This is a genomic window from Berryella intestinalis, assembly GCF_000814825.1.
In the GTDB taxonomy this organism is placed as follows: Bacteria; Actinomycetota; Coriobacteriia; order Coriobacteriales; family Eggerthellaceae; genus Berryella; species Berryella intestinalis.
On record NZ_CP009302.1, the window covers coordinates 540,142 to 564,619 of the forward strand.

Here is a 24,478-nt window from a genome sequence, read left to right on the forward strand (position 1 = left end):
TCGACGAGGCCCCTTCGAGAATCTCTCGAAGGGGCCTCGTGCGTTACCGCTCCTGCAGATACTCCATGAACGAGAGCTCCTCGCTCGAAAGGGTTCTCGATTCGAGCCAAACGAATCCGATAGATTCGCGCGATGCAACCGGATCGTCGGCATAGACCCAGAGAAGCTGCTTCCCGAAGGCGCATAGCGCAGGCTGCGGCGGCGGGATCTTGGTCGCCTTCCCGCCGCTTCTTCCCGGGGGAATGGTTTATCCTTGGACGGGTATGGTTGGGGCTTGGCGAAGGGCAAAGGCGTGCTGTTCGTTCTGACGGGAAAGATCCAGATCGGAAAGACCAGGTGGATCGAGCGACTCATCCGGGATCTCGACGATGCCGGCGTCCCCGCGTACGGGGTGGTCGCTCCCGGTATGTGGCGCGGTCTTCGGGCAGGCGCATCCCCGCAGGACGGCTCGGGCGCGCTCGAGAAGGTCGGCATCGACAACGTCTTGCTCCCCGAGCGCCAACGCGTGACGTTCGCCCTGCGCAGGGACGTCGCCGTCCGCTGCGGCGCCCTCGACCCGCAAAGCCAGGCAGAGCGAGCCGGGCTGGGATGGTCGATCGACGACGGCGCACTGGCGAGGGTGAACGCGCACTTCTCGCGCCTGTCGCTGCGGCCTCCAACGGTTCCCGGCCTGCTCGTCGTAGACGAGCTCGGCCGTCTCGAGCTCGAGCGCGAAGAGGGGCTCGTCGAGGCGGTCCGCCTGCTCGATTCCGGCGCAACCGCATCCTTTCCCCATGCGCTCGTCGTGGTCCGGGAGGACCTGCTGCCCCGCGCCCTCTCCCGGCTGGACGCAGGCGCATGGGGCGGCGTTCGCGTGGTGGGTCCCGATCGAAGCGGCCTTTCGCGCGATCTGCGCCTCAGCTTCGGCGCTCGCGAGGGTTAGGCCGCGCGGCTCCCGCAGGGCGCGGCCCCTGAAACGGCGCCTCTACTTGTCCCAGGAAACGAAGGCCCACGTGACGTTGCGGGGGTTTTTGGTGCGCAGGGGCTTTTCCCCGTCGCGGTCGTTCGGGACGATGTTTTCGGACAGCCACGGTTCGAGCAGGTCGAAGGCCCGTTCGACCGATGCGTCGTCGTCTTCCCGTGCGGCGGACTCGATCATCGCGCCGAACAGCCTGCGCGCTTCGTCGATGGTTTCGAACGTATCGTGGCGCTTGCTGGGGATATAGGCGACTTCGGGGCGGATGCCGCGCGCGGCGAGGATGTTGAAGGCGTAGAGGAAGTCGCGCCCCAGCCCCCGGCCGAGCCCGACCGCATCGATGAACGCGCGGTCGATGCGCGGGGACGAGGCGCAGGGCAGGGTGATGCACACGCGCCGCCGTGCGACTGCATCAAGCTTCATCAGGGCGTCCTCGAGGTCGCTGGTCGCGATCGATCGGCTTGCGACGGCGACGTCGGCGCTTTGGGGCTTCACGCCGAAGCGCTCCCAATCGTCTTCCCAGCTCATCTTCATAACCCGAACGTCCGGTCCGAGCGACCCTTCCTCGGGTTCTGCGATGCGCGCGAGATCCCTCATCATGACGCCCAGCATGCCGGTCGAGAAGTCCGCAGCGATCACGGGGTGGCCCGCCTCGACGAGGGGAATGGCCAGCGCCCCGGTGCCGCATCCCATGTCGAACACGGTTTCGCCCTCGCGAACCCCGGCCAGCTCCAAGAACCGCTCGATGTAGCCGCTTTGCGATCCGTGCGCCGTGGGGAAGGTGGCCGCGCGCTCGTCCCAAGCCTTGGCGTCGGAGGCCTTCGCGCGGCTTTTCTGGAGCGCGCGCCACTCGTCGTTCCAGTCGGTGGTCGTCAACAGGGGTCGGGGCTGATCGGTCATGGGGGCTCCTCGTGTGCGGTGCGGGTCGGCAGGTTCGCTTTGCCGGGTGTCGTCGCGCCTCGGCGGTTGCAGTTGTTTTACGGCCTTCCCGGCGCGCCTCGGCGGTTGTCGTTGCTTGCGTACTATACTAATTGCTCTGCGCCGTCCAGGCGGGCGGAACGCCGGTTTTCTCGGTTCCGCCGAGGTTGAAAGAGAGGGACCCATGCAAGTCGAGCTGCTGTACCACACCCCCGATCCCGAACGGGCCATCGCTACCGCCGCGCGCCTGTGCTATGCGCCGGTGGGGGCGTCCGAGCTCATGGAGTCGATGTCGGAAGAGCGCATGTACAGCGTGCTGAAGACTATCATGGGATCCGGGCATTTCTCGACGCTCGAGCACGCCAGCTACACCTTCGCCGTCGACGGGGTGTCGCGGGCCCTCACCCATCAGCTGGTGCGCCATCGCCTCGCCAGCTACAATCAGCAAAGCCAGCGCTACGTGAAGTTCAAAGACGGGTTCGATACGGTCAAGCCGCCCACGATCGCCGAGCGTCCCGAGGCCTCGGCCGAGTTCGACCGGCTCATCGCCGATATCGAGAAGGCCTACCAGCGCTTCCTCGAAGCGGGCGTCCCCGCAGAGGACGCGCGCTACCTGCTTCCCAACGCGGCCGAAACGAAGATCGTCGTGACCATGAACGTGCGCGAGCTTCTGCACTTCTTCACGCACCGCTGCTGCTCGCGCGCGCAGTGGGAGATCCGCGAGCTTGCCAACCGCATGCTCGAGCTCGCTCGGCCCACCGCGCCCTACATCTTCATGGACGCCGGTGCGAGCTGCGTGCGCGGACGCTGCTCGGAGGGCAAGATGACCTGCGGAAAGCCCTTCCCGCGCGTGAAGCGCGACTGACAAGGGGCCGCGGCTTCCGATCCGTTCGGTTGCGCTGCGCCCGTTTTCGAATGCACCTGAAAGGGAAACGATGCCGACGGAAACCGAACCTCGGAAAAGCGACCTGTCCCGCGCGTTTGCGGAGGACGGCGCTCTGAAGACCCACGTGGGGGGGCAGGCCCTTCTCGAGGGCGTCATGATGCGCGGAAAGCTGAACTGGTCGGTTGCCGTGCGCGAACCGCAGGGCACCATCTACACCGAAGAGCACGATCTTGCCAGCGGAAAGGAGAAGAACCGGTGGCTGTACTGGCCGGTCGTGCGCGGCGTGCGCGCCTTCGCCGAATCGATCGCCCTGGGGTACAAGGCGCTGCAGATCGCGGCCGCCCACGCGTTCATCGACGACGAGGGCGATGCGGAACCGTCTTGCGGCTTCGGTTCGGGCTCCGACGGGGCGGATGCGCGCGACCGGCCCGCCGCCGACGGGGAGCCGCGCCCTTTGCTGGGGGACCGCGAAGTGGCCCTGTCGATGATCGTCGGGCTGGTGGTGGGCATCGTGCTGTTCATGGTGGCCCCGGCGTTCCTCACGAACCTCATCGTGGGGGAGTACGACCGCAACACGCTTGCCTGGAACGTGGTCGACGGGATCCTGCGCGTCGCCGTCTTCGTGTTCTACATATGGCTGATCGGGCGCATGGAGGACACGAAGCGCATGTTCGGCTACCACGGCGCCGAGCACAAGGCCATCCACTGCTTCGAGCACGGCCTGCCCCTCACGCCCGAAAACGCCCGGCGCTTCCCGCGCCTGCACGTGCGCTGCGGGACGGCGTTTCTCATCATGGTGATGCTGATCGCCATCGTGGTGTACGCCGTCACGCCGATCAACTCCCTGATCGCAGCCTGGGGCGTGCCCGACGGTCCCGCGAAGCTGGCCCTGGTCGTTGCGGTCCGCATCCTGCTGATGCCGGTCATCGCCGGCATATCGTACGAGATCACGGTGAAGTGGGCGGGGTCGCGTCCCGACAACCCGCTGGTCAAGGTGATTCTGTGGCCGGGCCTGCAGATGCAGTACCTCACGACGCGCGAGCCCGACGACGGGCAGATCGAGTGCGCCATCGCGGCGATGAGGCTCGTGCTCGACCGCGAGCGGGCCGAAGGGGTCGCTTCCCGGTAGCCCGAAGCGAGCGCGGTTCGGGTGCGTTTGGATAGTCTGCGGGTTGGGTTTTGGTTGGAGTCCGGTTTGCTGCTATCGTGTATCCTATCGCAGTGCCGCCCCGCTGCCGGAGCGGTGCTGTGCGCAGGGGCCGAACCTGCGCTTGAACGCCCCGCACGTAAAAACAAAGCAAGGGCTTTCGTGCGAATAGCGGCGCTGCCGTGCGCAGCGCGAGAGAGGATGCCGCATGAAACTTGTGGTCACCGAGAAAAACGACGCCGCCGAGAAGATCGCCGATCTGCTGGGCGCATCGAAGCCGACGAAGGACAAGGTGTTCTCGACGCCGGTTTACCGCTTCACCATCGACGGGGAGGAATGGGTCACCATCGGCCTTCGCGGGCACATTCTCGAGCCCGACTTCACTCCCACGCTGGTGTACAAGAAGTCCAAGGGTTGGCAGGGGGTGACGGCGGAAGGGGAAGTCGTCGCCGCACAGCTTCCCTCCGACCTCGAAAAGCCGCCGTACAAGACGAAGCGCAAGCCATTCCTCCCCGACGGCATCGAGCTGAAGTCGTGGAAGATGGACGCCCTGCCGTACCTGGTGTACGCGCCCATCGAGAAGCTCCCCAAGGAAAAGGACATCATTCGGTCGCTTAAGAACCTGGCGAAGAAGTGCGATTCGGTCATCATCGCCACCGACTTCGACCGCGAGGGAGAGCTCATCGGCTCCGATGCCCTCAGCTGCATCCAAGAGGTCAATCCCACCGCCCCGGTCAGCCGGGCCCGCTATTCCGCGTTCACCAAAGAGGAGATAACGCATGCGTTCTCCAACCTGGTGGAGCTCGACCGCGACCTCGCTTCGGCGGGGGCGTCGCGCCAAGATATCGATCTTATCTGGGGCGCTGTGCTCACGCGCTACCTCACGCTGGTCAAGTTCGCCGGGTACGGCAACGTGCGCTCGTCGGGGCGCGTCCAGACGCCCACGCTCGCCCTCATCGTGGCGAAGGAGCGCGAGCGCATGGCGTTCGTGCCCGAGGACTACTGGGTCATCCAGGGCTCGTTCGGGTCGGGCGAAGGCGAGTTCACGGCTCCGCACGCCACGGCGCGCTTCAAGGTCCAGGCCGAGGCCGAGGCGGTTATGGGCCGCGTGGCAAAGGCGAGCGTCGCCTCGGTGGCCGCCGTCGAGAGCAAGAAGCGCACGGTGCGCCCGCCCGCCCCGTTCAACACCACCAGCCTCATGGCCGCAGCCGCCGCCGAGGGCATCAGCCCGGCGCGCACCATGCGCATCGCCGAGAGCCTCTACATGGACGGCTACATCTCCTATCCGCGCGTCGACAACACGGTGTACCCGTCTTCCATGAGCCTCGAGGAAACGGTGCGCACCATCGCCGGCAACCCCGCCTACACCGAGTACTGCGAGGCCCTTCTGAGGAAGGGCAAGCTGGTGGCCACGCGGGGCAAGCAGGAGACCACCGACCACCCGCCCATCTATCCCACGTCGAAGGCGACGCCCGACGACATGCCCGCGGCGAACTACAAGCTGTACAACCTCATCGCCCGCCGTTTCCTGGCGACGCTTTCCGAGGCGGCGGTCATCGAGGGCACCAAGGTGTCGCTCGATGTGGCCGGCGAGTCCTTTGCCGCGCGCGGCGACGTGCTGGTCAAGCCGGGTTTTCGCGCCATCTACCCGTACGGGTTGAAGAAAGACGAGCAGCTGCCCGCGCTTTCGGTGGGCGATACCGTGGCGTTCAACGGCGCGACCTGCACGAAGAAGCAGACCGAGCCGCCCGCGCGCTACTCGCAGGGGCGCCTTATCCAGGAGATGGAAAAGCTCGGACTGGGAACCAAATCGACCCGCCACGCCATCATCGAGCGCCTCTACAACGTGAAGTACATCCAAAACGATCCGATCGAGCCGTCCCAGCTGGGCATGGCGGTGTGCGATGCGCTGGACAAGTACGCGCCCCATATCACGCACCCCGAGATGACGGCCGAGCTCGAGCAGGAGATGAACAACATCGCCGAGGGCAAGACCACCAAAGGCGACGTCGTTTTGGACTCGCGCAACCGCCTGGCAAGCCAGCTGCAGGCGCTTCTTCCCAAGGCCGAGGAGGTGAAAGAGGCGCTTGCCGACGCGGTGGCGGCCGACGCGTACGTGGGCGTATGCCCGAAGTGCGGCAAGGATCTGCAGATACGCGCATCCCAGAAAACCAAGTCGATGTTCATCGGCTGTTCGGGGTGGCCCGACTGCGACGTCACGTACCCGCTTCCCAAGGGAAAGATCGAGTCGGTGCCCGAGCTTTGCCCGACCTGCGGCATGCCCCAGGTGAAGGTGACGGCGTTCCGCTCGAAGCCGCGCGTGGTGTGCATCGACCCGAACTGCGCCACCAACCAGGAGCCCGACGTGGTGGTGGGCGAGTGCCCGACGTGCAGGGCCGCCGGCAAGACGGGCAAGCTCATCGCCCAGCGAAACCCCCGAACCCTGAAGCGCTTCATTCGTTGTGAGAACTACGAGGAATGCGAGACGAGCTACCCCCTTCCGCAGTACGGTAACCTCACGGCAACCGAAGAGGTCTGCGAGCACTGCGGCGCGCCCATGGTGATCGTCACCACGGCGCGCGGTCCGTGGAAGCTGTGCCCGAACTTCGACTGCCCGGGCAAGGAGAAGGACGGCCAGGACGGCAAGGCCGCAAGCGGCAAGGGGCGCGCTTCCAAGAAAGCGCCCGCCAAGAAGGCGCCTGCGAAGCGCTCTGCGTCGAAGAAGGCCGCGCCGAAGGCTTCTGCCGAAAGCGAATCTGCGGAATAGCGAACGAGAGGGACGGGAACAGCAATGAGCAATCGTGACGAGGCGATCCGGCTGCATCGGGAGTGGGCCGGCAAGATTTCCACCGAACCGAAGATGAAGCTGGCCACGCGCGAGGACCTGGCCATCGCCTATACCCCCGGCGTCGCGGAGCCCTGCAAGGACATCGCCGCCGACGAGGCGCTGGCCTACGACTACACGCTGAAGGGCAACACCATCGCCGTGGTCAGCGACGGGAGCGCCGTGCTGGGGCTGGGCAACATCGGTGCTGCGGCGGCCATGCCCGTCATGGAGGGCAAGGCGGTTCTGTTCAAGGAGTTCGGGGGCGTCAACGCGTTTCCCATCTGCCTCGACACGCAAGACGCCGACGAGATCGTCGAGACGGTGAAGCGCCTCGCGCCCACTTTCGGCGGGATCAACCTCGAGGACATCTCGGCCCCGCGCTGCTTCGAGATCGAGGAGCGCCTGAAAGCCGAGCTCGACATCCCGGTGTTCCACGACGACCAGCACGGCACGGCCATCGTGGTTCTGTGCGGCATCATCAACGCGCTGCGCATCATCGGCAAGCGGGTGGAGGATTGCCGTATCGTGGTGAACGGGTCGGGCGCGGCGGGCATCGCCATCGCCAAGCTGCTGTTGCTGTACGGCTTCAAGCACGTCGTGCTGTGCGACTCCAAGGGCATCATCTCGTCTCGCTCCGAGCGACTCAACGACGTCAAGCGCGCGATGCTGGAAGTCACCAACCTCGACGACCTTTCGGGATCGCTTGCAGACGCCCTGGTGGGAGCCGATATCTTCATCGGCGTTTCGGCACCGGGGGCCATCACGCCCGACATGATCGCCACCATGGCCGCCGATCCCGTGATCTTCGGGCTGGCCAACCCCGTCCCCGAGATCTACCCCGCCGACGCCAAGGCCGCCGGTGCCCGCATCGCGGCGACGGGCCGAAGCGACTTCCCGAACCAGATCAACAACGTCATCGCGTTCCCGGGTATCTTCAAGGGCGCCCTCGAGGCGCATGCCCCGGCCATCACCGACGACATGAAGCTCGCCGCAGCCGAAGCGCTTGCGGACCTGGTCTCCGACGAAGAGCTGAACGAGGACTTCATCATGCCCGACCCCTTCGACCCGCGCGCCGCCCAGGTTGTCGCCCGGGCCGTGAGGGAATGCCTCTAGGCGCCCTTCCGGGTGCAGGTGGGCGTTGCGACAGCGCGGAAGGAGCCCGATGAGACCGATTGAGCGCGAGCTTGTCGCCCGCACCGTCCGCCAGGCCGTTTCCAGCCTGGCGTTCGATCTGCCCGACGACATCAGATGCGGGCTCGTCGAGGCCGCAAAGGCGGAGGACAGCCCGCGCGCCTCCAAGGTCCTGGAGCTGCTGGTCGAAAACGCGCGCATCGCCTCCGAGGACAGGGTCGCCATCTGCCAGGACACCGGGTCGGTATGGGTGAGCCTGGAAGTGGGGCCCGACATGTGCGTCGCCGGCGACGTCATGGCCGACGTGGACGATGCCGTGGCCGCTGCCTACGCCGAGGGGCGCCTGCGCATGTCCATCGTGCGCGATGCGCTGTTCGACCGGACCAACACCGCGTCCAACACCCCGGCGTTCTGCGAGATCCATCCGTGCGCCCGTCCCGGTGCGCGCCTGCACGTCATGCTGAAGGGGGGCGGGTCGGATAACGCCAGCCGCGTGGTGATGCTTTCTCCCAGCGCAGGGCGCCAGGGCGTGATCGACGCCGTCGTCTCCTGCGTGCGCGATAAGGCCGCCAACGCCTGCCCCCCGCTTGTGGTGGGCGTGGGGGTGGGCTCGACCTTCGACAAGGTGGCGGGTTTGGCCAAGCGGGCGCTCATGAGGCCCCTGGACGAACCGGCCTGCGACGAGCGGACCGCCCGCTTCGAGCGCGAGCTCCTCGAAGCCGTGAACGCCACGGGGTTGGGGGCCGGGGCCCTGGGGGGCTCGACCACTGCGCTGGGCGTGCGCGTGGCCACGGCCCCCTGCCATATCGCGGCGCTTCCCGTCGCCGTCAACATGGGATGCTCGGCCATGAGGAGGGGCACCTATGAGCTCTAAGCGCCTGCGCCTTCCCTTGAGCCGCTCCGACCTCGCGTCCTTGAACGCGGGGGACGCCTGTCTTCTGAGCGGGCCCCTGTACACGCTGCGCGACGCGGGGCACATCCGCCTTCTGTCCGAGCTCGACGCCGCCGGAAGCGATCGTTTGCCCTACGGCCTTTCCGGCCAGGCGATCTTCTACGCGGGTCCCACCCCCGCGGCTTCCGGGCGCCCGTTCGGGGCGATCGGTCCCACGACGGCGTCGCGCATGGATTTCGCCGCCCCTCGGCTCTACCGCGCCGGGGTGGCGGCGACCGTGGGCAAGGGAACCCGCTCGGCCGAGGTGCGCCGCGCGTGCATGGAAACCGGGTCGGTGTACTTCGTCGCCGTCGGGGGAGCTGCTGCTTATTTGGCGAAGTGCGTGGTCTCGGAGACGGTTGAAGCGTATGATGATCTCGGAACGGAAGCCCTCCGACGGATCGAGGTCGAGGACTTCCCCGTGTTCGTCGGGATCGATGTGCGCGGAAACGACGTTTACGACTTCGCCCTGTGATCGAGGGCGTCTCAAACAGGACATCTCATGAGTTTCGATTCGCATGCCGAAACGCCCGGGCGCGGGATCTTCATCACGTTCGAGGGCGGCGACGGCGCCGGTAAAACCACCCATATCAGGTTCCTCGCCCAGCACCTCCGCGAGCAGGGCCGCGAGGTCGTGTGCCTGCGCGAGCCCGGCGGAACGCCCATCGGGGAGCGGCTGCGCGACGTGGTGCTGGATCCCGCCTGCGCCGAGATGTCCGATCGGGCCGAGCTCTTCGTGTACGAAGCCGCCCGCGCTCAGATCGTCGCCGAGGTCATCGCGCCCGCACTCGAGCGCGGGGCCGTCGTCCTGTGCGATCGGTTCTGCGACTCCACCGTTGCCTACCAGGCGTTCGGCCGGGGTTTGCCGCGCGCGTTCGTCGAGCAGGCCAACGAGTTTTCGACCCAGGGCCTCGTGCCCGATCGTACCATCCTCATGACTACCGGAGAGCGGGCCCAGGTGGGCTTGGAGCGCGCCACGCGGCATCACGAGGCCGACCGCATGGAGCTTGCGGGCCTGGAGTTCCACGAGCGCGTGATGGAGGGCTTTCGGTCCCTCGCGCAAAGCGAGAGCGACCGGGTGCGCATCGTGGTGTCCGCCGACCGCAAGTCCGAAACGTCGCGGATGATCTTCTCGGAGCTGTCGGATCTGTTCCCCTGGATGGGCGACGACGAGGTCTGCGGCGAGGACCTGTTCGCGCCGCTCGACCGCGCGCGCCATGAAGGGAGGCCTCGATGAGCGGGGGCGATCCGTTCGAGGGCGTGTTCGGGCAGCCCCAGGTGCGCGATTTTCTGCGCGCATCGGTCAGAAACGACCGCGTGACCCACGCATATCTGTTCACCGGTCCGGCCGGTTCGAACAAGACGCTGGCCGCCTACGCGCTCGCCGAGGCCCTCGTCTGCGCGTCGGGCGGATGCGGGGAGTGCGATGCGTGCCGCAGGGTGCGCCGGCGCAAGCATCCCGACGTGCACTACTACGCGCCCGAAGGGGCCACCGGCTACTTGGTCGACCAGGTGCGCGACATCGTGGCCGACACGTCGCTTTCCCCCATCCAGGCGGACAGGAAGGTCTACATCATCGACCGGGTCGACCTCATGAACGCGGCTTCGGCCAACGCCTTCCTCAAGACGCTCGAAGAGCCTCCCGACGACGTGGTGCTCATCTTGCTCGGTCGGACGCGCGAAAGCGTGCTGCCCACCATCGTGTCGCGCTGCTCGGTGGTGCCGTTTCGCCATATACCCGCAACCGAGGCCGCCGGCATCATAGCCCAGCAGGCCGGCGTCACCCCCGCCCGCGCACGCATCGGCCTGGCCGCCTGCGACGGGTCGATCACGAGGACCATCGAGTTCGTGAAGTCCAACGAGCGCATGGAGTTCAGGAAATCGGTGCTGGGGGTCATGGGCCGTTTGGACTCGATGGATTCCTGGGCCTGCATCGAGGCTGCCCGCGAGCTGGTGGGCCTGGCCAAGGCCCCGCTCGACGAGATCAGGGCGGCGCAGGAGGCCGAGATCAGGGAGAGCGAGGACTTCCTCGCCAAGTCGGCCATCCGCCGCATCGAAGAGCGCAACAAGAAGGCCCTGACGGCGAAGAACCTCGAGTCGCTGAACCAGGTCGCCTCGATCATCGCCTCGTTTCTCCGCGACGTCTTGGCGGTGTGCGCGGAATCGCCCGAGGTCGTCGTGAACGTCGACGTCATGACGGCCATCGAAGAGGCCGCTGCCGCCACCGACGAGGCCCGCATAGCGCGCGCGATCGCCTCGGTGCGCACGTGCAGCGCGGCTATCTCGTATAATGTTTCCCCCGAGACGTGCTTCGACGCGTTGCTGTTTGAATTGAAAGAGGCCCTGTATGGTTCGCATAGCCCCTATCAGGCTTGCATATAATCCGAAGACGCTGTGGTTCGACGCCCGCGACCTCGAACTGAATCCGAACGATTCGGTGGTGGTGCTCACGGCGCGCGGCTTGGAGTTCGGCGCCCTGTGCGATTCGGTGTTCGAGCCCACCCAAGAGCAGCTGGGCTCGCTGAAAAGCGCCCTCAAGCCCGTGAAGCGCCTGGCGACCGAAGAGGACGTCGCGCGTTCGGTCGAGATGGACCAGCGCGGTCGCGACGCGCTGCCGCTGTTCAAGCAGCTGGCAGCCGAGACGGTGAAGGATATGCGCCCCATCGCCGTCGAGTTCATGTTCGAAGGCGACAAGGCCGTCTTCTACTTCGAGTCCGAAGAGCGCGTCGATTTCCGCGAGCTCGTGCGCAAGCTGGCGGCCGAGTTCCACGTGCGCGTCGACATGAAGCAGATCGGCGTGCGCGACGAGGCGCGCATGGTGGGGGGCTACGGCCATTGCGGCCAGGAGCTGTGCTGCCGCCGCCTGGGCGGCGAGTTCAGCCCGGTTTCCATCCGTATGGCCAAAGAGCAGGACCTCTCGCTGAACCCCCAGAAGATATCGGGGGTGTGCGGCCGCCTGATGTGCTGTTTGCGCTACGAATACGACGCCTACAAGGATTTCAAGGGCCGCGCGCCGAAGAAGAACGCCAAGATCGAAACGCCCGACGGCGTGGGGAAGGTCGTCGATCTGGACGTTCCCCGCGAAGTGGTTTCGGTCAAGCTCGAAGGGGAGAAGCCGGTCAAGGTTCCGCTGTCGTCGATGTGCTGCTGCGGCGATTCTTCGCGCCCCAACTGCATCAAAAAGCAGGAGTGGGAGCGCATCGGCTCGGAGGAGGCGGCTTCCACGTTCGGTCTGGGCGACCTGTCGACCTCGCAGATCACCCAGGAAGACCAGCTGGGCGATCCTACGAAGGTGAGGACCATCGGAGGCGGGAAGGCGCGCGGGAAATCCGACGCATCCGGTTCGTCCCGTTCGGGCAAAGGCGACGCCAAGCCGCGCAACCGCCGCGGCAAGCGCGCGTCGGAGGCCGCCGACGAAGCCGCCGCATCAGAGCAGACGTCGCATCGCCAGCGCCGCCGCCGGTCGGTGAAGCTGTCCGCCGACGGGTCCGAGCGCCCCGCCGAAGCATCCGAGGCGCCCCGCACCCGAGAACAGGCCCCTGATGCCCCGAGGGGCGACGCGGCTCCCAAGGGCCGCTCTTCGCGCCGATCGCGCTCCCGTTCGGGCAAGCAGGGCGCCGATGGCGCCCGAACTTCCGCGCAGCGCCCCGCCTCGTCGTCCGAGGGGGCGCAGGCGGGATCCGCCGCCCGTCCCGGCCGCCGTTCGTCGGAGCTGAGGAAGCGCCGGGACGACGCGTCCGCGCCGTCCGAAGCGCCTTCCCAGGGAGCCCGCGAGAACGGAGCGGAGCAGGCGGGGGGACAGGGGCGCCGCCGCCCGCGCAGGCGCACCCACAGGACCGACGCGTCGGGCGACTCCCCGACCCCGACCGGATAGACCCCATCAGATGCCCCGAACGGGGCATCTGTCGCATCATCGGAGGCAGGCAGGTTCCGTGCAAGGAGGATTTCCCGTGAAGATCGATTACGCGATGCTCACCGATCTGTACCAGCTCACCATGGCCCAGGGGTACTGGGACCACGGGGTGGGCGGCACCGAAGCATGCTTCCATATGTACTTTCGCAGCTACCCCTTCAAAGGGGGCTACGCGATCGCATGCGGCACCGACCAGCTCGCCGAGATGGTGGAGTCCTACCGCTTCGACGACGAGGCCATCGACTACCTGTCGGAGGTGAGGTCGGCCGAAGGCAGGCCCCTGTTCGGCCGCGACTTCCTGGAATACCTCCGCGGCTTCAGGCTGGGCGTCGACATCGACGCGGTGCTCGAGGGGACGGTGGTGTTTCCCAACGAGCCGCTCGTGCGCGTGCGCGGGTCCATCCTCGAGTGCCAGCTTCTGGAGACGGCTCTTCTGAACTGCATCAACTTCGAGACGCTCATAGCCACGAAGGCCGCGCGGGTGTGCCAGGCCGCAGAGGCGCCCGTCGCCGAATTCGGACTGCGCCGCGCCCAGGGGGCGGCGGGCGGGGTGTGGGCCTCGCGCGCCGCGGTGGTGGGCGGATGTGCCTCGACGTCGAATGTGCTGGCGGGCCAGATGTTCGGCCTGCCCGTGTCGGGGACGCACGGGCATTCGTGGGTGATGTCGTTTCCCGACGAGCTGTCGGCGTTCCGGGCGTATGCGGAGTCGTTCCCCGACAACTGCGTGCTTCTGGTCGATACCTACGACGTCGAGCAGGGCGTGCGCAACGCCATCACGGTGGGCCTCGAGATGCGCGAACGCGGCCAGCGGCTCGCGGGGATCCGCATCGATTCGGGCGACTTGGCATGGCTGGCCAAGGGCGCGCGCCGCACGCTCGATGAGGCGGGGCTTTCCGATTGCGGCATCGTCCTTTCCAACGACCTCGACGAATACGCGATCAAATCGATCCGCGACGAGGGGGCCCAGGTGGCGGGATGGGGCGTCGGGACGAAGCTGGCCTGCGCCTACGATCAGCCCACACTGGGCGGGGTGTACAAGCTGGGCGCCACGCGCGAACCCGGCGGCGCATGGAAAGACCACGTCAAGATCACGGGAAGCGCTCAGAAGCTCACGACGCCCGGCGTGCTGGACGTGCGGCGCTACTTCTACGACAACGGCCTGATCGCGGGCGATATGGTGTTCGACGTCAACTACGGGGTGGGGGAGTGCGAGACCATCGTCGACCCCCACGATGCGCTGCGCCGAAAAAAGCTGGCCGGCATGCGGTTCGAGCCGCTGCTGGCGCCGTTCGCCCGCGGGGGCAACGTGGTGCTCGAGGCGTCCCAGCGCGATGCCCTCGCCGCACGCGACCGCGCTCGCGCCGGATTGGCGACGCTCGACGAAACCCAGAAGCGCATGCTCAACCCGCATACGTATCCTGTGGGTTTGGAGCGCACGCTTTTCGACAGAAGGCAAGAACTGGTTGCGCGCCTGCTCGGTATCGAGTAGGTTGGATGGATCCACTTTTAAGGAGGGGTGTATGGTAAAGATCGTCACCGATTCGGTCACTGGCTGGCCTGTCCGTCGACGAGGCGCGCGAGCGCGATATCGCGGTCGCCTCGCTTTTCGTGAATTGGAACGGGGTCGAATACGTCGAGTCCGACCTCGATGTCGAGGAATTCTACGCAAAGATAGCCGATATGGTGGATAACACCCCCACGTCGAGCCAGCCTTCCCAGCACGAGCTCGAGGAGATCTTCGAGAAGATCGCCCAAGACGGCGACGAGCTTCTGGGCGTGTTCCTGAGCTCCGGCCTGTCGGGAACCTACGAAGGCGCTATTCGAGCCGCCCGTTCGGTGGCTGCCCGCAACGCCGGGTTCAACTTCCGCATCATCGACGCCTGCTCGGTGTCCTACGACGAGACCTGGCCGCTTCTGCGCGCCGTCGCAGCGCGCGATGCCGGGGCCGATCTGGATACGTGCGTGTCGGAATGCTACGAGGGCATCGCCTCGTCGCGCTTCCTCTTCGTCCCCGACTCCCTCGCGTTTCTGCGCGCGGGCGGGCGCATCGGGGCGGCTGCCGCCCTCATCGGCGGGCTGGTGAAGATCATCCCGATCATCACGGTCACGGACGGCAAGGTGAACCCCTTCGTCAAGGTGCGCACGCACGGCAAGGCCATGAAGGCCATGTACGATCTGTTCAAGAAAGACGTCGAGCAGTACGGCATCAAAAACGTCGTGGTCCACTACATCGGCGACAAGACCGACGCCGTCGCGTGGGCGCGCGAGAAGATCGAACCGCTGCTGGGGCACGCCGTTGCGGTCAAGCCGGTGACTCCTGTTGTTGGTGTGCATGTTGGCCCCGCGATTGGCATCGCATACGAATGCGCGAGTAGAATTGCCGACAAGATAAACAAGCCGTTATCGGCCGTTGTCTGCTCTGCCTGATATTTTCCAAAAAGGGGGCTTCGGCCCCCTTGCTCTGCTAGGAGGGGCGCATGAAGCCTCAGTGCAATCTGATCATCGACTCGTGTTGCGACCTTCCCTTCGACGTGGTTGAAGACGAAGGCGTGACCCTTCTGGAATTCCCGTACCTCACCAGCGAGGGCGAGCGTTCCGACGACCTGTTCAAATCGATCAGCGCGCATGAGTTCTACGAGGGCATGCGCAACGGCGAGCAGCCTTCGACGGCGCAGGTTCCCCTGGTGAGGTTCCGCGAGGTGTTCGAGCAGGCGGCCCGCGAGGGCGTCCCCACCGTGTACCTCAGCTTCACGCGGGGGCTTTCGGGCAGCTTCGACACCGCGCTCATGGTGCGCGACCAGATCGTGGCGGAGTACCCCGGGTTCGAGCTGCACGTGGTCGAAACGTGTCTCGCGTCGATCGCCGAGGGCTTGCTGGTGTACGAGGCCCTGCGCGAACGCTCGCGCGGTCTGACGGCCTCCCAGATGGTCGAGTGGGCCAACGAGGCGAAGTACTTCATCAACGAGATGTTCATGGTCGACGACCTCGAGTCCCTGCGCCGCGGCGGGCGCATCCCCGCATCGGTGGCGCTGGCGGGAGCGAAGCTCGACGTGAAGCCCATGCTCGATATCGCCCTCGACGGGAAGCTGTCGCTGGTGGGGGTTGCCCGCGGCCGCAAGAAGGGCATCAAGCAGCTCGCCGAGTTCTACAAGAAGCGCATCGAGAGCGTGACCGACGAGCGTCGCCGCGTGATCATCGGGCATTCCGACTGCCCGAAAGACGTCGAGCGCCTCAAGGACGAACTGCGCAAGGTGGACGAGTCGATCGTGTTCCTGGAAACCTCCATCGGCCCTGTCATCGGCTCCCATGTGGGGCCCGGGATGCTGGCTCTGGCATTCTGGGGCGTCGACAGCCGCGAGATGCTGTCCATCTCCGAGCGCATCGCCTCGCGCGTCCATCGCGATTAGACTATCCGTCACAATAGCGGCACATCCGCTTGCGGGAAAGGGATCCCATGTCCAACAGGTTCGCATTTCAAGGTCACGAGTCGATCGGCGCGCTGGTAAGGCGCGGTATGGAGGGCCTTGCCTGGGTCGAGGTGGACGATGTCGCATCTGCGAACGCCGTGTTCACGTACTTCGCGTCGCTGCAGGAGCTCGAGGACGCGTATTTCGGCGAGGGCGGCATCGCGCAGGCGGCGCCCGCCGAGGCGCTTCTGATCGACCTGTCTCCCTCGACTCCGGCGTTTTCCCAGGAACTGGCATCGCTCGCGACGGTTTCGGGGATGCGCCCGGTCGAGGCTCCGCTGGCCGTGGTCGATTTGGGCGCGGCCGACGCGTTCGCCGACATGTCCCGCCTGGCCTGCTTCGTCGGCGGGGACGAGGCCGACGTGGAGGCGGCGCTTCCTTTGGTGTCGGCTGTCGTGGGCACGGCAAGCCGCACGGGGGCCGCAGGGTCTGCCCAGCTCGCGCGCTGTGCGCTTACGCTGCAGACCGCTTCCCAGATCGTGGCGGCCATCGAGGCCGAGGCTCTGTACGCGGCGACTCAGCGCTCGGTGACGGCGGTCGAGGGGCTCGAGGGCTCGGTCGGGGCCGTCACCCCGCAATCGGCAAGCGTCCTCGAGCGCATCGCCGAGGGGCGCTTCGATGCGACCTACACCGTCGAGATGTTCCTTGCCGAGATCGCGGCGGCGCTGCGTGCGGCCGAAGACGTCGATCTCGTCGTTCCCCAGGCCGAGGCCGTGATGAACCTCGTCCAGCTGCTGGCCGTTCTGGGAGGCGCCGACAAGAGCCCGGCCGCCGTTTCGCTTTTGTACCGCGACGAGGACGACGGGCGCCGCGCCGGTCTTGACTGGGCGCGCGCCCGCGAGTACTACGAGGTCGATCACTCCGACGACGAGGAAGCCGATTTCGACGGCGACTTCGACGGCGACTTCGGCGAGTACGAAGGCGGCTTTGCGCCCGACCGTTCTCAGGACGGCGGCCGTGATCGCGGGCATGCGCACGGCCATGACCACGGGTGCGGTTGCGGCCATCACCATGCAAGCGAAGCCCAGCATGAGTGCGAATGCGGTCACGATTCGCACGATTCCGGCCACCAGTGCTGCGGAAAGCGCCACGGCGAGCGCTAGTTCCATGTCCGACGCCTGCCATCTCTGCCCGCGCGATTGCGGCGCGCACCGAAGCCGTGCCGTCGGAGTATGCGGGGCGGGGGCGGGCGTCGTCGTGTCGCGCGCGGCCCTTCATTTCTGGGAGGAGCCGCCCATTTCGGGATCGTCGGGAAGCGGCACGGTGTTCTTTTCGGGCTGTCCCCTGCGCTGCGTCTACTGCCAGAACGCCGAGATCGCATACGCGGCCTCGGGTCTCGATATATCCGTCGGGCGGCTGGCCGCCATCATGTCCGAGCTCGAGGGACAAGGCGCGCTCAACATCAACTGTGTGACGGCGACTCCCTTCATCCCCCAGGTGGAGCGCGCGGTTTACCTGGCCCGATCGGCCGGAATGGCGCTTCCGATCGTATGGAACACCTCGAGCTACGAGACGACCAAGTCGGTTTCTCGCCTCGCGGGCACGGTCGATGTGTGGCTGGCCGATTTGAAGTACGCCGGTTCCGACATCGCCCGGCGCTATTCTCGGGCGGCTGACTACCCGGATGTGGCGATCGCGGCGATCGATCGCATGCTCGAGCAGGCTGGCGAGCCGTGCTATGACGAATACCGAGGCCAAACGCGCTTGGTGAGCGGAGTGTGCATTCGGCATCTCCTTCTTCCGGGGAATCTGGAGGACTCGAAGCGCGTGGTCGACATCGTTGCGGACCGCTACGGCGACCGGGCGCTGCTGTCGCTGATGAGCCAGTACACGCCGGTGGTCGCATCGGCTGCCCGATCCGGGGACAAGCGCGCGATGGATGTCGTGCGCAGCTGCCCCGAGCTTGCCCTGCGCGTAACCGACGCCGAGTACGAAGAGCTGCTCGACTATGCGGACGAGCGGGGGTTGGACGGTTATTTCTGGCAGGACGGGGAAGCGGCGGAGGAGAGCTTCGTTCCCGCATGGGACCATACCGGCGTGTTGGAGCCCGCCGGCGCGCTTCCGAGCGGCGGGATCCCGCGATCGGCAATCTCTGGAAAAAACGGGGATCTTGCCGGGAAAACCAGGCCGCTTACCGTAGAATAGCCGTGCGCTTCAAATGCCAGCGTGGCTCAACGGTAGAGCAACTGATTTGTAATCAGTGGGTTGCGGGTTCGATTCCTGTCGCTGGCTCCAATGTTTCAGCAGGTCGGATGGTGAATCCGACCTGCTTTACTTTCCAAAGTCGAAAAAAACCGGTACTTTAGCGGTACTTTGACCGCATATGTAGTCGCTCAAGCAGTCCGCTATCGCCATCATCCCCGCCTCTGTTGATGCTTGGTAATGCGTCCCACGCGTCGTGCCGTCTGCGTGGCCCATAGCAAGCGATACGAGCGAATCGGGGCTTCCCGCCTCCCCGTGCAATGTGGCGAAGGTCGAGCGCAGGTTCTTCGGCTGGATGTACTCGACTTCGTGACGCTGACACCACAGCTTGAAGTTCCGCGTGATCGTCGCCGGCTGCGTCCTCGTGCCGTTGGTTGCCACGATTGGGCCTTCTGCCCTCAGCTGCTCCATGAGTGATGCGAATGGATCGCCCATCACGGCTACGCGCTGAGACATCGCGGTCTTCGGCGCCTTCATCTCAGAGCCGCCTTTGACGGTAACTATCGCCTTGTCAACCCTCACGGCGCAGTACTTCCTGCCACGGTGTTCGGCGAACGCCACGTCTTCCCAATCGAGTGCGCAAGCCTCTTCGACGCGGAGTCCGGCTCCAAGCTCCGCGAGTATGGTCGGTAGGTACCTGCATCCCGAAAGCGAGTCTAGCCACGGCTTGACTTCGGCCGCTCTCAAAAGGCGCTTCTCGGTGCGCGTCAGCGTTCTGAACTCTATGTAGCGGTCGCACGGGTTGCGCGCTGCTACGCCGTCTGACACGGCGCGGTTGAGTATCTTTCGCAGCAGCCTGAACGCCGCGCGCTGCGTCCCGGGAGCTTCTATGGCGTCTATGGCCTGCTGAACGTCTTCGCGGCATATGGTAGACACCTCGCGGTTGCCGAGAATCGGCCCCACGCGCTTCGCCCACAAGGCATCGTATCCCTGCTTCGTTCGCGTCTCCAAGCCGTCGCACGACGGCCTCACGACCAAGCACCAGTAATCTGAAAGCGTGGTGGACGGCATTGCACCGCGCGTACCCACCTGCACGGAGGCTAAGAACCTCTCGGCGTCGTCAATGCTTCCGTGTATGCGCTTCGACCGCTTGCGGTCGTTCTCCACCCAGAACGCCTGGTAGTAATCAGGGCCTAGGCGCCTTATGTGGCCGAACCTCGATTTGGGCATGGTATGATGTAGCCGCCTTCCGTTCGTCGGTTGGTAATCCAGAGCCTCCGCGCAGGGTTGCAGCCCTTATGCGCGGGGGCTTGTTTTGTTGTTCGAGCTAATATTCAGCAGGGCGCGGCCCTTACGAGCGCGGGTTATCGCCGTTGCCCGCGCGGTCCCACACTTTGGAGATTATCTCGTAGGCGGCGGCGATGCGCTTGATGCCCATGCACGTCGCCATAGCCATGTTCGCGACGAGGGCGATCGCCGCTGCCACGAGCGCCTTCCAGGCGCATGGCGAGAGATGGGATACGAAGTCACCGACGACGATCAGGGCGACGGCGGAGAACCCGACGACGACGGACCAAAGGACGTCGTAGTACGTCTCGTCGATCAGCCTCCTCTCTCCTCTGCTTGCGAACCCGCGTTCTGACGCTATCTGGGTTCGCAGCTGGAACAGCATGACCGCCACGCCGCACATGAGGGACGAGACGATTGAGGCGCCCGTCACCATATTCGACGACGCGCGCTGCATGGTGTTCGCGTCGAGCGGCCAGAAGGCGAACATGCCTGCTGCCAGCGCGACGGGGATGACGACGTGCAGGAAGACGTCAACCGCCGACACCCTCCCGGTCGATGCGTTCACCAGAGTTCTTGCGTATCCAACCGCGACGTTTGACAGGTTGATCTTCTGATCGCCGACGGCCCGCAATATCCGAAGCCTTGCCAACCCAATCACCCCGTTCCGGTCGCCGGTGGCGGCTGCGTCAGATGCGCCGCCCGAGTCTTTCCGATATTATCGCACATCTGTTCGTGCATCGCTCAACGAACTCCTCGTCGCCCAGCGGCTCCTCGCCGTGGTCGTTAAGTAGCTCGCTTACCTTCGCCCCTATGTCGCAGCCGACGACGAACGTTCTGTTTTTCCCGTTTACGTCCTTCACGGACGCTCTGACTTCGCTCTTTTCGGAATCGAATATGGTGCCGCCGACGCCGATTATGTCCGCCGCCCTCTTCTTCCCGCTGATAATTGAGCGAAGGGAATCGGTGTGCCACGGCGCTCCCCGCTTGTGCGTGAGGACGCACGACAGGTAGTCGCCCTCTCTCGTGAGGCTTCCCGCTAAGTCAGACTGGGAAAGGTAGCGCCTCAGCTCTATTCTTTCCAGCGACACGAACTGATCGATCGTCTCGGCTTCGACCACCGCTTCGATCCTCACGACGACGTCGGGGGCCACTTCTCTCAGATACTGCTTGAACGGCGTGAACAGCGCGGTGTCACCCGCTCCGCCGTATGCGTGCTCGATCATCAGCAGAGAATACCCGAGCCCCGTTCCACTCCATGAGAGCATGACCCTGGTCGATGACATAGGCGCGTCGTCGATGCTCAGCTGGGCTGTTTTCTTCTTCGATCGAACGTTGTAGACGTCGCGCCTCTCCCCGGCGATGCCCGACGATAGATGAACGAGCACCCCGCCCCCGAGCCTTTCGGGCGCAGATGTTACCACGTACTTCTCGGTGTGCTTTATATTTATCATCTTGCCGTTTTGAGCCGCGCAGAAGTCCTCGAAGACCTTCCCGACGTGCGATCCGTCGATGTCGTCGATATCGACGGATTCGTCTGGATGACGCCTTCTGTTGAACGTCAGCATGTACGCGACCATGGTTCTAGCCGCCTGGTTCCCCATCACCCCTCCTTCGTTTAGAACTCCCAATCCATAGGCACGCAGCGCTGCACCACGAACTTGATTCGCGCGTTCTGCTGATATTGCCTCAGCTGTATATGCATTCTTCTGAAACTATCATCACAGGCTTTCCTTTTTCTCTAAGTTCGAGCGCTTTTTTGACTTTGCTGCCGTAGTTACCAAAGCTGTAAGCCTCGCTTCCTTGGAGGCCGACGACGACATAGTCCGTATTACCCGTAACGCCGGTGAGAACCTTCCCTCCGCGAGATTCGATGTAGCACTTCACGGCATCGCGAGATCCGTGCGAAAACGCCCCAGTGAGGCAGAATTTCGAGCCGGGGAATCTGACGACCTCGTTTCGCATCACGGGATCGAGAATGCTGGAGATCTCTTTCAGCATGAGCTCCGCCTCTGCATCGGTAACTACGCCGTCGGCATACGCTTCCTGGGCAATTCTCATGATCTTGCCATATGCGGGGTCGGAGGCTATCTCGTCGTTCGAGAGCATGAGTTCCAGCATCTCCGACACCTCGTCGTCTGTTACCTTCCCATCTGATGCCACGTTTGCCAGGACTTCCAGAAGATGCTTGCTGGCGATGGTCTTTGCCGATCTGATATTGCTTTTCTTCTTGCTGACAGCCCCATCGCACCATAGATCGGCGCGGCGGGCCGGGATGAACGTCGAGAAGTGAGAACCCAATCTGTCTGTCATGCCCGCAAGGCGCCAGAACAGCTTCTCGCACGCGACGGCGTCGCCGAGGGCGTTATGGTGGTTGTCGAGCCTTATACCCATCATCGCGCACAAATCAGCGAGCTTGCAGCTATCTGCCGACATCAGCTCGCGAGCCATTGTCTTCGTGCATGCATGCATCATCTCCTGATGCCCGGCGCCTATCCTTTCGGCGGCCTTGGATAGCACGTTCAAATCGAACGAAGCGTTGTGGGCCACGACAAACGACCTTTGCAGAAGCGGCCCGATCGAATCGGCCCACACCGTTTCAAACGTCGGAGCATTGGCCACATCTATAGGCGCGATCCCGTGAATCCTCATATTCACGTCATCAAACCTGTCTTCGGGGTTCACGAGGAAATACGACCTATCGATCTCGTTTCCGAATCGATCGGTCTCAACGACGCCAATCGAGCAGATGCTGTCGTTCTTCCTGTTGGGAGTCTCCACGTCGATAAAAGCATAGTTCATTTCATCACTGCTCCTTTCGGGATATCTTTTATCGCCCCTTTTCCGAAAGCGCATGGATTTCCAACCTTGAACTTCTCAATCGAAGAGCACTTGAAAAAAGCATTGTCTCCTGCGAATTCAAGTTTTTCAGCGATGACTGACGTGATCGATGAGCACTTGAAGAACGCACCTTCTCCGATCATCTTCAGATTTGGCAGGGACACTCTTTCCAAGCTGCCGCACCGAGAAAATGCGAAGTCGTCAACGAATCTGATCTCATTGCCACTCAATCCGATCTTCGAGTTTCTTTCTCCTACTTTTGCTAGGGATACGCACCCCTCGAAAGATCCGACATCGACAAGCGATAAGTTTCCGGTCTCAATATCTTCCAATTCCTTGCATTCGAAGAACGCTCCGGAACAGATTCGAACGACGCCGGAAGCCTCGACGGTTTTCAGCGAAGAGAACCATGCGAACGCTCCGGGCGACACCGTAGATATTCCTGGTTCGAGGATGACCTTTCTGACCTCTTTTTTGAGATCGAACCACGGAGACTTGTCGAAAAGATCCGTATCGCTGTTCCAGAAATACGGCATTGGACTGCAGCCGGAAACAACAAGGGTTCTCGTATCATCCGCGTAACGCCAGCGCACGTTTCCGCTATCCAAGGTCATCGCTTCACCTTAAATTCTGTAATCGAACGGCATGGTAGCCCATACGACTTTCCCCATGATCGTAACCTCGTCGGTCCCGTCTATCGTGTAGTCGTACCTTATTGGCTGATATGTCGGATCAGTCGAATTGGGGACGAGCTCTATGCCGTTCGGTATGATCCGGATATTTTTTATCGTGGCAGCATATCCGTTGACGCATACAGCGAAAGCATCAAACTCATTCGCTTCTGTCTGATCGAAGTCGATCAGGGCAAGGCATCCATCCGGGAGCTTCACGTTGTAACTATTTCCTCTAACACGGAGAAAGCCACTGTTTGGGTGCTTTGTTCTTATTTGAATCGGCACAGGAAAAGTGTCATAATCCTCGACCATCTCTATAGGAGTTCCAGCCGCTATAGATCCGTACACCGGTATATCGATATAGCCGCAATCGTAAGCCCGAGTGCCGCCATGCTCTTTGGCGGCAAGCCCAAATCGATCGGAGATCAGGTCGTCGATAGTTATACCGAAGTGATCCGCAATTTGTCTGAGCGGTTCATCCCGTGGCGTAACTCCCTTACGCCATCTGCTTACGGTGGACTTGTCAACTCCGGCGATTCGCGCAAGGCCCTCGAGCGTTATATCGTGCATGACCAAAAGGGCATCTATGTTTTCGGGTACTCCCATGATCGCCTCCATTTCCTTTAAATCAATTATATATTTCATAAAATGAAATACTAGAAAAAAATGTTGCATTTAATACAACAATGATTTACTATCGTTTTGCGGCGATGATGAAAGGAGGAGAAAATGAATGGTCGGTCAAACAAGTTCAGATCAGCTGTTAAAGCTTCTGGTCTGACATACGATTATCTTGGTAAAAGAACTGGTCAAACGTATCAAACGGTTAAGTGCCATACCGAAGACCCCGGCATGTTTCGTTTGAATGAACTCCGTACCATATACGTTGAGTTAGACGATGTTGGGAAAGATCTTCTGGCAGAAGCAGTGAAAGAGTTTATTTTTTTGGATTAGATGTTGCATTAAATACAACTAACAAGATTATCTAAGCAACCAATGCACCACCGAGCACTTTGAGAACCGAACACCCATGAACGCGGCGGCCCGGGGGTACGAGGCCGCCGAGGACGTCCGCAAAAACGCCGACGGCGGCCAAGAGCTGATGACCCGACCAGCACGCTGTCGATCCGCATCGCCGACTCCGGCCGTTGGAAGGGGCCGGGTCTCCGATGCCCCGTGCGGGGCCAGGCGGTTTTCCACGCCGCCGAGTCGTCGGAGCGGCGACGCCCGCGGCTTCGCGGCAGCGACCGGCTGTTTGCGCAGCCGGGTCTTTACCGGGCGATTTCCGTGAGCTGCACGCAGGCTCGCCCGGCCAACGGGTACCTCGCCCTCAAAACTTGGCTCAAAAGAACCACCTCC

General features: G+C 63.7%; 23 protein-coding genes and 1 tRNA gene. 17 read left to right on the forward strand and 7 right to left on the reverse strand.

Annotated elements, in window-relative coordinates; all coding sequences use genetic code 11:
* Window positions 1–253 precede the first annotated feature (253 nt).
* Entirely contained in the window at window positions 254–922 is a 669-nt protein-coding gene (locus JI75_RS02215; protein WP_240993204.1) for a hypothetical protein, read from the forward strand.
* A gap of 42 nt (window positions 923–964) precedes the next feature.
* Here the strand turns inward: JI75_RS02215 and JI75_RS02220 are convergent, their stop codons facing one another.
* Complete coding sequence (locus tag JI75_RS02220; RefSeq protein WP_039688403.1) at window positions 965–1,855, reverse strand: class I SAM-dependent methyltransferase; 891 nt, start codon at window positions 1,853–1,855, stop codon at window positions 965–967.
* Window positions 1,856–2,057: 202 nt separating this feature from the next.
* Here JI75_RS02220 and thyX point away from each other — a divergent pair, with 202 nt between their 5' ends.
* From thyX to JI75_RS02295, 15 genes are all read left to right on the forward strand, one after another.
* The gene (thyX, locus tag JI75_RS02225; RefSeq protein ID WP_039688405.1) at window positions 2,058–2,738 is read left to right on the forward strand and encodes an FAD-dependent thymidylate synthase; all 681 of its coding nucleotides are present in this window, start codon (window positions 2,058–2,060) and stop codon (window positions 2,736–2,738) included.
* A gap of 70 nt (window positions 2,739–2,808) precedes the next feature.
* Complete coding sequence (locus JI75_RS02230) at window positions 2,809–3,888, forward strand: DUF1385 domain-containing protein (protein ID WP_039688408.1); 1,080 nt, start codon at window positions 2,809–2,811, stop codon at window positions 3,886–3,888.
* Window positions 3,889–4,114: 226 nt separating this feature from the next.
* Window positions 4,115–6,673 (forward strand): DNA topoisomerase I, encoded by a 2,559-nt coding sequence (locus JI75_RS02235; protein ID WP_039688410.1) that lies wholly within the window; start codon window positions 4,115–4,117, stop codon window positions 6,671–6,673.
* 24 nt (window positions 6,674–6,697) lie between these two features.
* On the forward strand, window positions 6,698–7,846 hold the full coding sequence (locus tag JI75_RS02240; RefSeq protein WP_039688412.1) for an NAD(P)-dependent malic enzyme: 1,149 nt from the start codon (window positions 6,698–6,700) through the stop codon (window positions 7,844–7,846).
* Between the two features lie 49 nt (window positions 7,847–7,895).
* Window positions 7,896–8,738 carry a fumarate hydratase gene (locus JI75_RS02245; RefSeq protein ID WP_039688414.1) on the forward strand — a complete coding sequence of 281 codons (843 nt, stop codon included), beginning with the start codon at window positions 7,896–7,898 and terminating at the stop codon, window positions 8,736–8,738.
* Window positions 8,728–9,270 carry a fumarate hydratase C-terminal domain-containing protein gene (locus JI75_RS02250; protein WP_039688416.1) on the forward strand — a complete coding sequence of 181 codons (543 nt, stop codon included), beginning with the start codon at window positions 8,728–8,730 and terminating at the stop codon, window positions 9,268–9,270. The genes JI75_RS02245 and JI75_RS02250 overlap by 11 nt, the downstream gene beginning before the upstream one ends.
* Before the next feature lie 27 nt (window positions 9,271–9,297).
* Window positions 9,298–10,032: a dTMP kinase gene (tmk, locus tag JI75_RS02255; RefSeq protein ID WP_039688419.1), complete on the forward strand. Its 735-nt coding sequence runs from the start codon at window positions 9,298–9,300 to the stop codon at window positions 10,030–10,032.
* Window positions 10,029–11,177 (forward strand): DNA polymerase III subunit, encoded by a 1,149-nt coding sequence (locus JI75_RS02260; RefSeq protein ID WP_039688421.1) that lies wholly within the window; start codon window positions 10,029–10,031, stop codon window positions 11,175–11,177. Before tmk ends, JI75_RS02260 begins: the two co-directional genes overlap by 4 nt.
* On the forward strand, window positions 11,143–12,669 hold the full coding sequence (locus tag JI75_RS02265) for a regulatory iron-sulfur-containing complex subunit RicT (RefSeq protein WP_039688423.1): 1,527 nt from the start codon (window positions 11,143–11,145) through the stop codon (window positions 12,667–12,669). Before JI75_RS02260 ends, JI75_RS02265 begins: the two co-directional genes overlap by 35 nt.
* Before the next feature lie 76 nt (window positions 12,670–12,745).
* Window positions 12,746–14,197, forward strand: coding sequence for a nicotinate phosphoribosyltransferase (locus tag JI75_RS02270; RefSeq protein ID WP_039688425.1), 1,452 nt, complete (start codon window positions 12,746–12,748; stop codon window positions 14,195–14,197).
* A gap of 98 nt (window positions 14,198–14,295) precedes the next feature.
* Window positions 14,296–15,135: a DegV family protein gene (locus tag JI75_RS02275; protein WP_240993228.1), complete on the forward strand. Its 840-nt coding sequence runs from the start codon at window positions 14,296–14,298 to the stop codon at window positions 15,133–15,135.
* A gap of 50 nt (window positions 15,136–15,185) precedes the next feature.
* Window positions 15,186–16,115 carry a DegV family protein gene (locus JI75_RS02280; protein WP_039688428.1) on the forward strand — a complete coding sequence of 310 codons (930 nt, stop codon included), beginning with the start codon at window positions 15,186–15,188 and terminating at the stop codon, window positions 16,113–16,115.
* A gap of 47 nt (window positions 16,116–16,162) precedes the next feature.
* Window positions 16,163–17,278 (forward strand): NAD(P)-binding domain-containing protein, encoded by a 1,116-nt coding sequence (locus tag JI75_RS02285; protein ID WP_052241521.1) that lies wholly within the window; start codon window positions 16,163–16,165, stop codon window positions 17,276–17,278.
* A 4-nt stretch (window positions 17,279–17,282) separates the two neighbouring features.
* On the forward strand, window positions 17,283–18,320 hold the full coding sequence (locus tag JI75_RS02290; RefSeq protein WP_082019717.1) for a radical SAM protein: 1,038 nt from the start codon (window positions 17,283–17,285) through the stop codon (window positions 18,318–18,320).
* A 15-nt stretch (window positions 18,321–18,335) separates the two neighbouring features.
* Window positions 18,336–18,410 (forward strand) — tRNA-Thr (locus JI75_RS02295).
* 36 nt (window positions 18,411–18,446) lie between these two features.
* On the opposite strand, the gene JI75_RS02300 is transcribed toward JI75_RS02295, so the two are convergent.
* From JI75_RS02300 to JI75_RS08690, 6 genes are all read right to left on the reverse strand, one after another.
* Complete coding sequence (locus JI75_RS02300) at window positions 18,447–19,547, reverse strand: site-specific integrase (protein ID WP_039688430.1); 1,101 nt, start codon at window positions 19,545–19,547, stop codon at window positions 18,447–18,449.
* A 121-nt stretch (window positions 19,548–19,668) separates the two neighbouring features.
* Window positions 19,669–20,172 (reverse strand): hypothetical protein, encoded by a 504-nt coding sequence (locus tag JI75_RS02305; RefSeq protein ID WP_158407608.1) that lies wholly within the window; start codon window positions 20,170–20,172, stop codon window positions 19,669–19,671.
* A 121-nt stretch (window positions 20,173–20,293) separates the two neighbouring features.
* Complete coding sequence (locus tag JI75_RS02310; RefSeq protein ID WP_039688435.1) at window positions 20,294–21,208, reverse strand: hypothetical protein; 915 nt, start codon at window positions 21,206–21,208, stop codon at window positions 20,294–20,296.
* Window positions 21,209–21,293: 85 nt separating this feature from the next.
* Window positions 21,294–22,406: an exonuclease domain-containing protein gene (locus tag JI75_RS08685; RefSeq protein WP_052241522.1), complete on the reverse strand. Its 1,113-nt coding sequence runs from the start codon at window positions 22,404–22,406 to the stop codon at window positions 21,294–21,296.
* A complete protein-coding gene (locus JI75_RS02320) occupies window positions 22,403–23,059 on the reverse strand; it encodes a leucine-rich repeat domain-containing protein (RefSeq protein ID WP_082019719.1) in 657 nt (218 codons plus the stop codon). Before JI75_RS02320 ends, JI75_RS08685 begins: the two co-directional genes overlap by 4 nt.
* A 9-nt stretch (window positions 23,060–23,068) precedes the next feature.
* Window positions 23,069–23,764 carry an XRE family transcriptional regulator gene (locus JI75_RS08690; RefSeq protein ID WP_158407609.1) on the reverse strand — a complete coding sequence of 232 codons (696 nt, stop codon included), beginning with the start codon at window positions 23,762–23,764 and terminating at the stop codon, window positions 23,069–23,071.
* Between the two features lie 84 nt (window positions 23,765–23,848).
* On the opposite strand from JI75_RS08690, the gene JI75_RS09055 reads away from it, so the two are divergent.
* A complete protein-coding gene (locus JI75_RS09055) occupies window positions 23,849–24,073 on the forward strand; it encodes a hypothetical protein (RefSeq protein ID WP_144299256.1) in 225 nt (74 codons plus the stop codon).
* Window positions 24,074–24,478: the final 405 nt, after the last annotated feature.